The sequence below is a fragment of the Actinomadura sp. NPDC048955 genome (genome assembly GCF_040649435.1).
Classification (GTDB): domain Bacteria; phylum Actinomycetota; class Actinomycetes; order Streptosporangiales; family Streptosporangiaceae; genus Spirillospora; species Spirillospora luteofluorescens.
In genome coordinates this window covers 63,810-77,295 of record NZ_JBEZJI010000017.1, presented here as the reverse complement: position 1 = coordinate 77,295, position 13,486 = coordinate 63,810, and the positions used below count along the sequence as shown (strand labels likewise).

13 protein-coding genes are annotated in these 13,486 nt (G+C 70.5%); 6 read left to right on the top strand and 7 right to left on the bottom strand.

From position 1 onward, the window contains the following. The first annotated feature begins 128 nt into the window (after positions 1-128). From AB0C84_RS18645 to AB0C84_RS18635, 3 genes are all read left to right on the top strand, one after another. Entirely contained in the window at positions 129-1,697 is a 1,569-nt protein-coding gene (locus AB0C84_RS18645) for a carboxylesterase family protein (protein ID WP_361067502.1), read from the top strand. A 215-nt stretch (positions 1,698-1,912) separates the two neighbouring features. Beyond that, positions 1,913-2,131 carry a hypothetical protein gene (locus tag AB0C84_RS18640; protein ID WP_361067499.1) on the top strand — a complete coding sequence of 73 codons (219 nt, stop codon included), beginning with the start codon at positions 1,913-1,915 and terminating at the stop codon, positions 2,129-2,131. A 317-nt stretch (positions 2,132-2,448) separates the two neighbouring features. After that, on the top strand, positions 2,449-5,214 hold the full coding sequence (locus AB0C84_RS18635) for an aconitate hydratase (protein ID WP_361067496.1): 2,766 nt from the start codon (positions 2,449-2,451) through the stop codon (positions 5,212-5,214). Positions 5,215-5,270: 56 nt separating this feature from the next. On the opposite strand, the gene AB0C84_RS18630 is transcribed toward AB0C84_RS18635, so the two are convergent. Then, positions 5,271-5,864: a LysE family translocator gene (locus AB0C84_RS18630; protein WP_361067493.1), complete on the bottom strand. Its 594-nt coding sequence runs from the start codon at positions 5,862-5,864 to the stop codon at positions 5,271-5,273. A gap of 85 nt (positions 5,865-5,949) precedes the next feature. Here AB0C84_RS18630 and AB0C84_RS18625 point away from each other — a divergent pair, with 85 nt between their 5' ends. From AB0C84_RS18625 to mug, 3 genes are read left to right on the top strand one after another with little or no spacing between them, the layout of a single operon-like run. Then, a complete protein-coding gene (locus AB0C84_RS18625) occupies positions 5,950-6,879 on the top strand; it encodes an aldo/keto reductase (RefSeq protein ID WP_361067490.1) in 930 nt (309 codons plus the stop codon). Between the two features lie 22 nt (positions 6,880-6,901). After that, a complete protein-coding gene (locus tag AB0C84_RS18620) occupies positions 6,902-7,621 on the top strand; it encodes a sulfite exporter TauE/SafE family protein (protein WP_258939554.1) in 720 nt (239 codons plus the stop codon). Continuing rightward, complete coding sequence (mug, locus tag AB0C84_RS18615; protein ID WP_361067486.1) at positions 7,621-8,184, top strand: G/U mismatch-specific DNA glycosylase; 564 nt, start codon at positions 7,621-7,623, stop codon at positions 8,182-8,184. The genes AB0C84_RS18620 and mug overlap by 1 nt, the downstream gene beginning before the upstream one ends. Here mug and AB0C84_RS18610 read toward each other — a convergent pair. The 6 genes from AB0C84_RS18610 to idi all read right to left on the bottom strand — a co-directional run bounded on the left by AB0C84_RS18610 (position 8,171) and on the right by idi (position 13,389). After that, a complete protein-coding gene (locus AB0C84_RS18610) occupies positions 8,171-8,779 on the bottom strand; it encodes a Uma2 family endonuclease (protein ID WP_258939556.1) in 609 nt (202 codons plus the stop codon). The two genes, mug and AB0C84_RS18610, sit on opposite strands and share 14 nt — an antisense overlap. 92 nt (positions 8,780-8,871) lie before the next feature. Next, positions 8,872-9,300 carry a hypothetical protein gene (locus tag AB0C84_RS18605; RefSeq protein WP_258939557.1) on the bottom strand — a complete coding sequence of 143 codons (429 nt, stop codon included), beginning with the start codon at positions 9,298-9,300 and terminating at the stop codon, positions 8,872-8,874. 239 nt (positions 9,301-9,539) lie between these two features. Continuing rightward, positions 9,540-10,448, bottom strand: coding sequence for a carbohydrate ABC transporter permease (locus AB0C84_RS18600; protein ID WP_361067481.1), 909 nt, complete (start codon positions 10,446-10,448; stop codon positions 9,540-9,542). Next, positions 10,445-11,356, bottom strand: a complete 912-nt coding sequence (locus tag AB0C84_RS18595) for a sugar ABC transporter permease (RefSeq protein ID WP_258939559.1) — start codon at positions 11,354-11,356, stop codon at positions 10,445-10,447. The genes AB0C84_RS18600 and AB0C84_RS18595 overlap by 4 nt, the downstream gene beginning before the upstream one ends. Next, complete coding sequence (locus AB0C84_RS18590) at positions 11,353-12,657, bottom strand: ABC transporter substrate-binding protein (protein WP_179847441.1); 1,305 nt, start codon at positions 12,655-12,657, stop codon at positions 11,353-11,355. The genes AB0C84_RS18595 and AB0C84_RS18590 overlap by 4 nt, the downstream gene beginning before the upstream one ends. Positions 12,658-12,810: 153 nt before the next feature. After that, complete coding sequence (gene idi / locus AB0C84_RS18585) at positions 12,811-13,389, bottom strand: isopentenyl-diphosphate Delta-isomerase (protein WP_361067476.1); 579 nt, start codon at positions 13,387-13,389, stop codon at positions 12,811-12,813. Between the last annotated feature and the right edge of the window lie 97 nt (positions 13,390-13,486).

Below are 13,486 nucleotides of genomic sequence, written 5' to 3'. Positions count from 1 at the left end.
GCGCCCGGATTCCTCCGGATCATGTCGTAGACGAACACGTTGGCCGCTTGCGTCCTTTTCGAGATCAAGTCCTGATGTGATGCGAAGAGATCGGGGGGTGCCAGAGCGTCGCGCCGAAAGGGGACCCTGTGAGGCTCACCGCCATCTCGCTGCTCGCGTCCGTTCTCGTCTTAGGAGGGGCGGCTCCGGCCGCGGCCCAGCACCGGGCACCGGATTCGTCCGCCGTCGTCCGCACCGACCTGGGGGTGGTGCGAGGCCAGGTGCGGCAAGGCCACCGGCTGTTCCAGGGCATCCCGTTCGCCGCACCGCCGACCGGGGGCCTGCGCTTCAGGCCGCCGCAGCCGGCGCGGCCCTGGCAGGGCGTCCGCGACGCCACCTTCCCGCGCGGCCAGTGCGCGCAGCTCCCCGCCCCCTACGGCGGAGAGACGAGCTACGAGGAAGACTGCCTCTACCTGAACGTCACCACACCGGCCCGCGCGCAACGCCGGCACGGCCTGCCCGTCATGGTGTGGGTGCACGGCGGCGGCAACACGACCGGCACCGCGAGCATCTACAACGCCGCCAAGCTGGCCGAGGACGGCGGCGTCGTGGTCGTCACGGTCAACTACCGCCTCGGCGCGCTCGGCTGGCTCGCGCATCCGGGCCTGGAGACCGGCGCAGACCGGCGCTACCAGGCGGGCAACTACGGCCTGCTCGACCAGCAGGCGGCCCTGCGATGGGTCCGGCGCAACGCTGAGGCCTTCGGCGGCAACCCCGGAAACGTCACGCTGTTCGGCGAGTCCGCGGGATCCTGGGACTCCTGCGCGAACCTCGTCTCGCCCACCGCCGCGGGGCTGTTCCACAAGGTCATCGCGCAGAGTTACTCCTGCACCGCGCCCGCCCGTACGGAGGCCTCGGCAGAGGCCGAAGGGGTGACGATCGCCCAGGCCCTGGGGTGCGACAAGGGTTCGGCCTCGGCGAACGCCGCGTGCCTGCGCGCGGTGCCCGTCAAGACGCTGCTGGAGACCTTCGAGGCCAAGGCCACGGACGCGGGCCCTGTGGCGGGCGGCGACCACGTCCTGCCGCTCCAGCCCAAGCGGGCGATCGAACAGGGCCGCTTCAACCATGTGCCGGTGATGCACGGCAACACGCTGGACGAGATGCGCCTGTTCGTCTCCCTCTCCTATCCGAACCCCATCACCGCCGCTGAGTACGAGGACATCGTCCGCTCCGCCTACGGCGCCGACGCCGGCAAGGTGCTGGCCCGCTACCCGGCGGCGGCCTACCCGGATCCCAGGATCGCGTTGGCGACGCTCCAGACGGATTCCAACGAGGTGCTGTCGGCCTGCGTCCACCAGGACGCGTTCCGCCTGCTCAAGCGCGCGGGCGTCCCGGTGTACGCGTACCAGTTCGCCGACCGCGCCGCTCCGCCGCTGCTCGACGTCCCCGGATTCGAGGAGGGCGCCGAGCACGCCAGCGAGCTGACGTTCCTGTTCCCGGGCCTGATCGGCACCCTGACCCCGGCGCAGCAGCGGCTCTCCGACGCCATGGTGGGCTACTGGACGTCCTTCGCGCGCAGCGGCAGGCCCCAGGCGGCGCAGGCACCGCAGTGGCCGCGTTACCGCTCGTCGGACGACGTCCTGTCCCTGGCCCCCGGCGCCGTCCATCGCACCGACACCGCCACGGCCGCAAACTGCTCGTTCTGGAACTCCCTCTGATCCCGGCACGCCGGAGGCCCCGCCGTCCGCCCGGTGCGCGACGGCGGGGCGGCATGTCGGAAGATGACCAAGCGGCGACCCCGCTCTCGGCAGGAATCCATGATCCGCAACGGGTGCCATTGGACCTCTTGCGCGGGCCGGATCCCGGGCGCATCGTGGACCCATCGCGCCGAAGATCGTTTCGGGCGCGCCCCCCAGCAGGGAGGAGAACGCAGATGCGCCTTCGCAGGGCAGCCGTCGGCGTCGGGATCGCCGCCGCGGCCGTCTGCGGTATGAGCGTGCCCGCCCATGCCGCCGACTGGAAGGCCTACGCCCGCTACACCTCGAAGTCCAAATGCATCGACGCCGGGCAGCAGTACGTGCGCGAGGGCTTCAACGCCTACAAGTGCACGAGCGACCTCGGCTACCCGCCGTGGATCCTCTGGCTCAAGTAGGGAACGCACCGCGAGGACGGGTGCGGCCGCAGAACGTTTCTGCGGCCGCACCCGTTCTGCCGTCCGGCGCCGGGTGCAAGTAGCTTGATGTCGAGATAAATTAGAGATAGCTTGACGTCAAGAGAAAAGCGGTGGAAGTTAGGCGGCCCTGATTCCCGGTCAGGAGTCCGACTAAGGCAGGATCAAGGGAGACGAAGCTCCCGTCCCGCCGCGCGCCGTCCCGCGTCGGCCTCGGGGACGGGCCTTACTGAAGATCAACCCAGCGCCGCGCGCTCATGTCCCGGACCGGACGCGCGGTGGCGACGGAGGAGGAGTCCGTGTCCGCGAACAGCTTCGGCAGTCTCGACAAGCTGCAGGTCGGCGACAGGTCGTACGACATCTACCGGCTGGACGCCGTCGAGGGCTCGGCCCGTCTCCCGTACAGCCTCAAGGTGCTGCTGGAGAACCTGCTGCGCACCGAGGACGGTGCGAACGTCACCGCCGACCACATCCGCGCGCTCGCGCAGTGGGACGCGAAGGCCAAGCCGAGCAAGGAGATCCAGTTCACCCCCGCGCGGGTGATCATGCAGGACTTCACCGGCGTGCCCTGCGTGGTGGACCTGGCCACGATGCGCGAGGCGGTGCGCGACCTCGGCGGCGACCCGACCAGGATCAACCCGCTGGCGCCGGCCGAGATGGTGATCGACCACTCGGTGATCGTCGACTACTTCGGCTCGCCGGACGCCTTCGAGCGCAACGTGCAGCGCGAGTACGAGCGCAACAAGGAGCGCTACCAGTTCCTGCGCTGGGGGCAGACGGCCTTCGACGAGTTCAAGGTCGTCCCGCCCGGCACCGGCATCGTCCACCAGGTGAACATCGAGCACCTGGCCCGCGTGGTGTTCGACCGCGGCGGCGTCGCCTACCCCGACACCTGCGTCGGCACCGACTCGCACACGACGATGGAGAACGGCATCGGCGTGCTCGGCTGGGGCGTCGGCGGCATCGAGGCGGAGGCCGCGATGCTCGGCCAGCCGATCTCGATGCTCATCCCGCGCGTCGTCGGCTTCAAGCTGACCGGCGAGCTGCCCGCCGGGACGACCGCGACCGACCTCGTGCTCACCATCACCGAGATGCTGCGCGAGCACGGCGTCGTCGGCAAGTTCGTGGAGTTCTACGGCGAGGGCGTGCACGCGCTGCCGCTGGCCAACCGCGCCACGATCGGCAACATGAGCCCCGAGTTCGGCTCCACCTGCGCGATCTTCCCGATCGACGACGAGACGCTGAAGTACCTGCGGCTCACCGGCCGCGGCGAGGAGCAGATCGCGCTCGTCGAGGCCTACGCCAAGGCGCAGGGCCTCTGGCTCGACCCGTCGGTGGAGCCGGAGTTCTCCGAGTACATGGAACTCGACCTCGCGACGGTCGTCCCGTCCCTGGCCGGCCCGAAGCGCCCGCAGGACCGCATCTCCCTGGCCGAGGCCAAGCAGACCTGGCGGCGGGACGTGCAGAACTACGTCGAGAGCATCCAGGGCGCCGCCGACGAGGCCTCCAGCGAGTCGTTCCCGGCCTCCGACTCCCCGGCGATCAGCGGCGACTCGGCCGGCGACAAGCCGCGCCCGCACGGCACCGACGGGTCCGGGCGCCCGCACGACGTGGTCCCGGTCACCCTGGAGGACGGGACGTCCTTCGAGCTCGACCACGGGCACGTCGCCGTCGCGGCCATCACCTCCTGCACCAACACCTCCAACCCGTACGTGATGATCGCCGCGGCGCTGCTGGCGAAGAACGCGGTGGACAGGGGCCTGACCCGCAAGCCGTGGGTGAAGACCTCCCTCGCGCCCGGGTCCCAGGTCGTCACCGACTACCTGGAGCGCGCCGGCCTCACCCCGTACCTCGACAAGATCGGCTTCAATCTCGTCGGGTACGGCTGCACCACCTGCATCGGCAACACCGGCCCGCTCCAGCCGGAGATCTCCAAGGCGGTCAACGACAACGACCTCGCGGTCACCGCGGTGCTGTCGGGCAACCGCAACTTCGAGGGCCGCATCAGCCCCGACGTGAAGATGAACTACCTGGCCTCGCCGCCGCTGGTCATCGCCTACGCGCTCGCCGGGACGATGGACATCGACATCCTCAACGACCCGATCGCCGAGGGCGACGACGGCCCGGTCCGGCTGGCCGACATCTGGCCCGCGCCGGAGGAGGTCGCCGCGATCGTCGAGTCGTCCATCGGGCAGGAGATGTTCACCGAGAGCTACGCCGACGTCTTCAAGGGCGACGACCGCTGGCGGGGACTCGACATCCCGACCGGCGACCTGTTCGAGTGGGACACCGCGTCCACCTACGTCCGCAAGGCGCCGTACTTCGACGGCATGGGCGCCGAGCCGGAGCCGGTCGCCGACATCCACGGCGCCCGCGTCCTGGCCAAGCTCGGCGACTCGGTCACCACCGACCACATCTCCCCGGCCGGGTCCATCAAGGCCGGCACGCCCGCCGCGCAGTACCTGGAGGACAACGGCGTCGCGGTCAAGGACTTCAACTCCTACGGCTCGCGTCGCGGCAACCACGAGGTCATGATCCGCGGGACGTTCGCCAACATCCGGCTGCGCAACCAGCTCCTGGACGGCGTCGAGGGCGGCTACACCCGCGACTTCACCCAGCGGGACGCGCCGCAGGCGTTCATCTACGACGCCGCGCAGAACTACGCGGCGCAGGGCACCCCGCTCGTGGTCATCGCGGGCAAGGAGTACGGCTCCGGCTCGTCGCGCGACTGGGCGGCCAAGGGCACCGCGCTGCTCGGCGTCCGCGCCGTCATCGCCCAGTCCTACGAGCGCATCCACCGCTCGAACCTGATCGGCCTCGGCGTCCTGCCGCTGCAGTTCAAGGACGGGGAGTCGGCCGAGTCCCTCGGCCTCACCGGCACCGAGACGTTCGACATCACCGGCGTCACCGCGCTCAACGAGGGCGGGGTCCCGGAGGAGGTCACCGTCAAGGCCGACGGCAAGGAGTTCAAGGCCGTCGTCCGCATCGACACCCCTGGAGAGGCCGACTACTACCGCAACGGCGGCATCCTCCAGTACGTCCTGCGGAACCTGCTCCGCAAGTAACCGGCACGCCGAGACGGGCCGCCTCCCAACGCGGGGGGCGGCCCGTTTCCGTGCGGTCAGCGCTCGACGGCCAGCCGCACGCCGAAGCCGATGAACGCCAGCCCCGTGACCTGCTGGAGGCGGCGCTTCACGGCGGGACGGGTGAGGGCGCGGCGGGCGGCGCCGGCGGCGGCGACGATGACGGCCAGCCACAGCAGGCTCTCGGCGGCGTGGACGGCGGCGAAGAGCATGCTGGTCCAGAACACCGAGGCGCCGTCCGGGACGAACTGGGGCAGCAGGCTCATGTAGAAGACGCCGACCTTGGGGTTGAGCAGGTTCGTCGTCAGCCCGGCGCGGAAGGCGGCGCGCCCGATGGCCGGGGCCGGCGGACGCTCCTCGGAGGCGCCGGGTGCGCGGTGCCGCGCCGTCCAAAGGGCCCGGAGGCCGAGCCACAGCAGGTAGCAGGCGCCCGCGAGGCGCACCGCGTCGAACGCGAGACGGGACGCCGCCAGCATCGCGGTCAACCCGATCGCGCTCATCAGGGCCCAGCACAGCAGGCCGGTCACCACCCCCGACGACGACAGCAGGCCCGTGCGGCGCCCCCCGGCCACCGTGTTGCGCACGACGAGCATCGTGTCCACGCCGGGCGTGATGGTGAGGAGGGCGGCCATGGCGGCGAATGCGAGACATGCGGCTAGCACAGGGTAATGATCCCTGAGATTCGCGACACGGACAACGAGAGAGCTGGACACCACCATGCACAAGATCGGTGAACTGGACGTCTTCCCGTTCTGCCTGGGCGGCAACGTCTTCGGCTGGACCGCGGACAGGGAGCGCTCGTTCCGGATACTGGACGCCTACGCGGGGGCCGGCGGCAACTTCCTCGACACCGCCGACTCCTACTCGGCGTGGGTGGAGGGCAACCGCGGCGGCGAGTCCGAGTCGATCATCGGGGAGTGGGCGGAGTCGCGCGGCAACCGCGACGACCTCGTGATCGCCACCAAGGGCGGCCGCCACCCCGACCACCAGGGCCTCTCCGCGGCGACGATGAGGGCGGCCGTGGACGACTCGCTGCGGCGGCTGCGCACCGACCGCATCGACCTGTACTTCACCCACTTCGACGACCCCTCGGTGCCCGTCGAGGAGATCATGACGACGCTGGACGGGCTCGTCGCCGCCGGCAAGATCCGCCAGATCGGGGTGTCGAACATCGAGCTGGACCGCCTCCAGGCGTCCCTGGAGTTCGGCGAGCGCGAGGGAACGGCCCGCTACGCGGCCATCCAGCCCGAGTACAACCTCGTCTCCCGCGGCTCCTACGAGGGGCCGCGCCGCGACCTGGCCGAGAAGTACGGGCTGGCCGCCGTCCCCTACTACGGCCTCGCCTCCGGCTTCCTCACCGGGAAGTACCGTCCCGGCTCCACGGTGGACAGCGCGCGTGCCGGAGGCGCGGCGCGGCACCTGGAGACCGAGCGCGGGCGCGCCGTCCTGGCGGCGCTGGACATCGTCGCCGAGGAGCAGGACGTCCCGGTCGCGACCGTCGCGCTGGCCTGGCTCGCCGCCCAGCCGACCGTCGTCGCGCCCATCGCGAGCGCCCGCACCCTGGAGCAGCTCCCGCCGCTCGTGGAGTCCGCCCGCACGACCCTGACCGCCGCCCAGCTCGACCGCCTGGCCGAAGCGTCCGCCTGACCGGACGGTAGGCTCACTCGGCGTGCCGCCTGTCGAGTTCGTCCTGATCGGGGGCCTTGCCGCGCTGGTGGGCGCGATCGTGCAGGGCAGCGTCGGCCTCGGCGTCGGGCTGGTCGCGACGCCGATCGTGACGATGCTGTTCCCGTCCCTGATGCCGGGCGCGATCCTCGTCATCGCGCTCGCCCTGCCGTTCGCGACGCTCGCCCAGGAGGTGCGGCACGCCGACCTGCGCGGCCTCGGCTGGGCGTTCGCCGGCCGCCTAGCCGGCACGCCGGCCGGCGTGTGGCTGGTGGCCGCCGCCCCGGACCGCGTCCTCGGCGTCGTGATCGGCGTGGTCGTCCTCGCCGCGCTCGCCCTGACGACCTGGACCGCGGACCTGCCGCGCAACCGCCGCACGCTCGCCACCGCCGGCGTCATCTCCGGCACGACCGGCACCGCGTCCGGCATCGGCGGCCCGCCGATGGCGCTGCTCTACCAGCGTGAGAGCGGCCCCCGCGTCCGCGCGACCCTGGCGGTGTTCTTCATCGCCGGGGCCCTGCTGTCGCTCCTCACCCTCGCCGCCGCCGGACGCCTCCCGGCCCGGCAGGTCGTCGCGGGCGTGGAGCTGGTCCCGTTCGTGTTCGCCGGGTTCCTCGCCGCGGGCCCGCTCCGCCGCTACCTGGACGCGGGACGCCTGCGCGTCGCGCTCCTCGCCGTCGTCGGGACGTCCGCGGCGGTGCTCATCGTCCGTAACCTGTTCTGATGCGCCCCACCAAGGCCGACCTGGAGGCCGCCCGCGACCGTGTCGTCCCCGACATCCTCCCCGAGGGGCCCGGGACGCTCCGCGTCCTGTTCTGCGGCATCAACCCGGGCCTGTACTCGGCGGCGACCGGCCGCCACTTCGCCCGTCCCGGCAACCGCTTCTGGCCCGCGCTGCACCTGTCCGGCTTCACCGACCGGCGGCTGGACCCGTCAGAGCAGGACCTCCTGCCCGGGTACGGCCTCGGAATCACCAACCTGGCGCCGCGCACCACCGCCCGCGCCGACGAGCTGACCGACGCCGAACTCCGCGAGGGCGGGCGCCGCCTGGCCGCCCTGGTCGAACGTCACCGCCCCGCCTACCTGGCCGTCGCCGGCGTGACCGCCTACCGCACCGCCTTCGGCCGGCCCAAGACGCAGATCGGCCAGCAGGACGAGGACTTCGGCCCCGCGCGCCTCTGGGTCCTGCCCAACCCGAGCGGCCTCAACGCGAGCTGGCCCCTGGACCGCATCGCCACCGAGTTCGCCCGCCTCCGCAAAGCCGCCGAAGCCCTCAGAACTCCGTGAGCACCCGCGGGTCGAACCGAACGGTGATGGTGGTGTCCGCCTCCACCGTCGCGTCCAGCACGTTCCCGGCCTCCACCGCTTGGACTCGACGGTAGGTGGCGGCCGTGTCGTCCAGAGCGAAGATCTGGACGCTGGGACTGGGAGCGAACTCGGCGAGCCAGTACTGAGGAATGCCGAGGGTCGCGTACTCCTTGAGCTTGCGTACCCGGTCGGTGCGTTCGCTGCCGCTGCCAGGGGACACGACCTCGACGGCGAGCAGGACCTCGATGCCTGGAATCACCACGGGGTTGCGGTCGATGATCGAGGCACGGGCCACGCTCTTCGGCACCACGAACACGTCGGGCTTGCGGATGCCCGCCGACGTGCTGATCTCCCAATCGCCTCCCCCGGCGATGAAGACCGAGGCCTTCGCGTCCGTCGCCGCCTCTTCGAGGATGCTCTGCACTTGCCTGGCGGCCCAATTGTGAGGTGCGCTCGGGGACAACTCGATCAGCCACCCGTCTTCGAGTTCAAGGCCGCGGCCTTCATCCTCTCGGGCGTGCAGGTCCTCCGCCGTGTACGGGCCGAACCCGCCATGATCGTGCGCGACGCTCACGTTCTCGCTCCCGCTGGTGGCGTGCCGAATCCATGCAGGGACTACGTTACCCCGCCCGACTTCCACGACTTAGCGTAGTGATTTCTTTACGCTCAGTTGGCGTTGTTGAGGGCGGCGGTGGCGAACATCGTCTCGACCTCTTTGAGGAGGGTGGGGGTGGGCTGCCACAGGTCGGTGCGGCCCAGGGCGACGATGGGGCGGGGGAGGGCGCGGATGCCGGACAGGAGCCAGTGGTGGGAGGCGGAGTCGGCCCAGGGGCCGCAGTCGCAGGCGGCGCCGCGGACGGCGGCGGAGCAGACGTCGTCGAGTTCGGCGACCGCGATGACGGCGCCGATCGTCGCGAGCGGGTCGCGGGGGTCCCAGCCGGCCGCCTGGATCAGCGGGGAGTCGCACGCCTTCAGGTCGACGCGCATCGAGGCGTGGATGAGGAGCGGACCGCGGTAGGCGGTCGGGAAGCTCTGGTTCGACACGCTCTTGCCACCACGCGCGATCGCGAACGCCCAGGGCTGCTGAACACTCATCGCCTGCACGCGGTCACCTCCGTTGTCCGCCGGTCCGTCCGCCCCCGGGATCGCCGGGACGCCCGGCGGAGGCCGGGTGTCGCGCGACGATGCCCGAGAGGCTAGGCGCATCCCGCAGGAATTGCCAACGCACGAGGCGAAAGGGTCGTTGTCCGTCATGGGTTTTTTAAGCCCATGGGGTGCTTGATCACCCATGTGACGCCTGAGGCGGTGACGCGGTTGACGTACGCGTGGAAATCTCAGCCCTTCAACGCGCCCGCCATGAGGCCGCGCATGAAGAACCGTCCGAGGAGCAGGTAGACGAGGAGGGTCGGCAGGGACGCGAGGAGCGCCTCGGCCATCTGCTGGTTGTACTGGACGGCCACGGCCCCCGAACCGGCCGTGTTGTTCAGCATCACCGTGACCGGCCAGCTGTCGGGGGCGCCGAGGAACACCGCGAACAGGAAGTCGTTCCACATCGAGGTGAACTGCCAGATCAGCGTCACCGCGAACGCCGGCGCCGACACCGGCAGGACGACCGACCAGTAGGTGCGGAGCATCCCGGCGCCGTCGACGCGGGCCGCCTCGACCAGCTCGTCCGGGATCGTCACGTAGTAGTTACGGAAGATCAGCGTGCAGATCGGGATGCCGTACACGACGTGCGCGAGGACGAGGCCGCGGATCGTCCCCACCAGCTCCATGTCGGTGAGCAGGCCGGCCAGCGGGATCATCACCGCCTGGTACGGGATGAACATGCCGAACAGGAACAGCGTGAAGACCACGTCCGCGCCGGGGAACCGCCACTTGGACAGCACGTAGCCGTTCAGCGAGCCGAGCACCGCCGAGATCAGCGACCCCGAGACGGCGATCTTGACGCTGTTCTCCAGGCCGGGCCGCAGCGCGTCCCAGGCGGAGCTCCAGCCGGACATGCTCCACTGGCCCGGCAGGTTCCACGCGGTGCTCGGGTCAGCCTCGTCCAGCGGCTTGAAGCTCGTGACCACCAGCACGTACACGGGGATCAGGAAGAGCAGGACGAACGCCAGCAGGACGGCGAGCTTCACGGCCCGCCAGACCCCGGACGAACTCCCCGGCTCCGCCGTGGCGCCGCCGCGCCGCCCGCCCTTCAGCCGGCGCCGCGCCGGCGCCGGGGATGCCTCCACGCGCGTCATCGCGTCCGCTCCGAACGTACCGACCAGACCAGGTAGGGGATCACCAGCACGGCCACCGCGACCAGCAGGTAGGTGGCGATCGTGGCGCCGTTCGCCGGGTCGTGCCGGTCGAAGATCTCGACGTAGGCCGCCACGGCCGGCACGTAGGTGATGATCTGCTTGCCCGCGATCGCCATGATCAGGTCGAACACCTTCAGCGAGATGTGCCCGAGGATGATCAGCGCGGACAGCGTCACCGGGCGGAGCTGGGGGAACACCACGTACCGGTACACCTTCCACTCGGACGCGCCGTCCACCCGCGCCGCCTCCCGCAGCTCCCCGGGGACGCCGCGGAACCCGGCGAGGTACAGCGCCATGACGTACCCGGACATCTGCCAGATCGCGGGCAGCGCCATGGCCGCCATGCCCCAGTCCGGGTCCTGCCACCAGCTGTTCGCCAGCGCGCCGAGGTGCAGCTTGCCGAACAGCTGGTTGAGGCCGACCGCGCGCTCCGGCGGCGCCGGGTTCATCAGCCAGCGCCACACGACGCCGCTGGCGATGAACGACACCGCCATGGGGAACAGGTAGACGACGCGGAAGGACGCCTCGCCCCTGATGCCCTTGTCCATCAGGAACGCCAGGAACGCGCCGAGCACCAGGGCGCCGACGACGAACACCGCCGTGAACAGCAGCGCGTGCTTCACCGCGCCGGGCCAGCTGGGCTGGTCCCACAGGTCGACGAAGTTCCTGCCCTTGTCGAACCCGTACTCGGTGACCTCGTCGTGCTTGCCGCTCACCGCGACCCGCGTGTTCCAGAAGATGAGCCCGTAGACGAACAGGCCGATCGCGACGATGGACGGCGAGACCAGCAGCAGCCCGGGCAGCCACCTGCGGCTACGGGCCCATCTGGAACCTGGGGACGACCTCACTGGCCGCTGTTCTTGGCCGCGCTCACCAGCCCCTGCTGGAGCTTGGCGACGTCCTTGTTCTGCAGGAAGAGGCCCACCGCCGTGTCGATGTCGGTGTGCTGCTTCTTACTGGCGTTGACGCCGTGCCAGAACGAGCCCGCCAGCTTGACGCCGGGCTTGTTCCACTGCTCGAACGCGTACTGGAGGTAGTCCTTGTAGAGGCTCTTGTCGGCGTCCTTGCGGGCGGGGATGGAACCCTTCTTCGGGTTGAACAGGTCCTGCCCCTCCTTGCTGGACACCTCCTTCAGCCACGCGAGGGCGCCGCCGCGGTGGGGTGCGCCCTTGGGCAGCGTGAAGCTGTCCGACAGCCACATGTAGGTGCCGTCGGTGCCGGGGGAGGGCGCGTACTTGAAGTCGGTGTCGAGCTTCTTGCCGAGGCCGTTCGGCGCGCTGCCGACGAAGTACCCGTACGCCCAGTCGCCCATGATGTTGAACGCGGCCTTGCCGTCCACGACGGCCTTCGCGGCGCCCTGCCAGTCGGTGGACGCGGCCTCCAGCGTCGTGTACTTCATGATCTCGGCGTAGTCGGTCAGCGCCTTGGTGACGGCCGGGCTGCCCCAGTCGGCGCCCGGCTTCCACAGCGCGTTGTAGGCGTCGGTGCCGAGGTCGCCCAGCAGGACGTTCTCCAGCAGGTGGTCGGCCGTCCACTGCGCGCCCAGCGACAGCGGGACCTTCTTCGTCCTGTCCTTGACGGCCTTCAGCGCGGTGATGAAGTCGGCGATCGTCGCGGGCGGACCGGAGATCCCGGCGTCCTTGAGGATGCCCGGGTTGTACCAGAGCATGTTGGATCGGTGGATGTTCACCGGCACCGAGTAGATCTTCCCCTTGTAGCTGATCTGGTCGAGGAGCTGCTGGGGGTAGGCCGACTTCAGGTTGTTCTCGTCGTAGAACGAGTCCAGCGGTTCGATCTGCCCGGCCTTGATGTAGTCGAGCAGTTCGGCGCCCGCGTGGCCCTGGAAGGAGTCCGGCGGCTTGCGGTTCTGCAGCCGGCTCGCCAGGACGGCCTGGGCCTGGGTGCCGGACCCGCCCGCGATGGCCGCGTTGACGAACTTGGTGCCGGAGTTCTTCTTCTCGAAGTCGGCCTGCATCGCGGCGAGCCCGTCCGCCTCGCCCGGACCGGTCCACCAGGAGAAGACCTCGACCTGGGATGTGTCGTTGGAGCCCTTGTCGTCGCTGCCGCCGCAGGCCGACACGGCGAGCGCGGCCGTCATCGTCACGGCCGCGACCGCCGTCCAGCGGCGCCGGGGAGCACGTACTCGCATCGTCCGTCCCTTCGGTTACACCGAGAAACAAGCGTCTGCTTGGACGGACGGACGGTCAACACCGGGCGCCGAATAGTGATCTTTCGGTGATGCGCGCCACACGCCCACCGCCCGCGCCGCGGCGGGCGCGGACGGGGGCGCGGCGGCCGGCGGCTACCAGCCGAGGGCGGGCGGCAGGCCGGAGCGGCCCGCGTCGGGCCAGTCGAGCGGCGGGCCGAGCGGCTCCAGTTCGGCCAGCTGGAGCCGGTACCACGGCGAGGACTCGGGCTTACCGGTCAGCTCAAGGCAGCGGTCCCACGTCCACCACTCGGCCCGCTCGACCTCCTCGGGGTTCGGGTGGACGGCCGCGCCCGCGGGCACGACGGCGCGCACGACCGGGCAGCGCTCGTGCTCGACCGTCCCGTCCTCGGCCACGGCCCGGTAATGGAACCGGGGCAGGACCGGGGTGAGCGTTGCGTCCTGGATGTCCAGTTCGTCCCGCAACCGCCGGAGCACGGCGTCGCGGAGCTTCTCGCCGGGGCCCGGATGGCCGCAGCAGCTGCCCGTCCAGACGCCGGGGAAGGTCCGCTTGCCGAGGGCGCGCTGAGTGATCAGAACACGACCCTCCGTGTCCGTGACATAGCAGGAGAAGGCCAGGTGGTACGGCGTGTCTCTATGGTGGCTGGCGCTCTTCGGCGCGGTTCCGACGGCCTCGTCGTCCGCGTTGAGCAGCACAATCTCTTCGACGCCCATGCTCTTTTCCTACCCCATCCCTCCCACCGGGGTCAGTCTTTTCACACCCCCCGGGCGGGTGGTCTGCGGCGCGTCGCGGGCGAACCGGGATTAAACT

Coding starts and splice junctions, on each gene's coding strand:
- idi (WP_361067476.1), bottom strand. CDS start 13,389: ATGGGCGTCGAAGAGATTGTGCTGCTCAACGCGGACGACGAGGCCGTC.
- AB0C84_RS18600 (WP_361067481.1), bottom strand. CDS start 10,448: ATGACGCGCGTGGAGGCATCCCCGGCGCCGGCGCGGCGCCGGCTGAAG.
- AB0C84_RS18630 (WP_361067493.1), bottom strand. CDS start 5,864: ATGGCCGCCCTCCTCACCATCACGCCCGGCGTGGACACGATGCTCGTC.
- mug (WP_361067486.1), top strand. CDS start 7,621: ATGCGCCCCACCAAGGCCGACCTGGAGGCCGCCCGCGACCGTGTCGTC.
- AB0C84_RS18590 (WP_179847441.1), bottom strand. CDS start 12,657: ATGCGAGTACGTGCTCCCCGGCGCCGCTGGACGGCGGTCGCGGCCGTG.
- AB0C84_RS18605 (WP_258939557.1), bottom strand. CDS start 9,300: ATGAGTGTTCAGCAGCCCTGGGCGTTCGCGATCGCGCGTGGTGGCAAG.
- AB0C84_RS18625 (WP_361067490.1), top strand. CDS start 5,950: ATGCACAAGATCGGTGAACTGGACGTCTTCCCGTTCTGCCTGGGCGGC.
- AB0C84_RS18640 (WP_361067499.1), top strand. CDS start 1,913: ATGCGCCTTCGCAGGGCAGCCGTCGGCGTCGGGATCGCCGCCGCGGCC.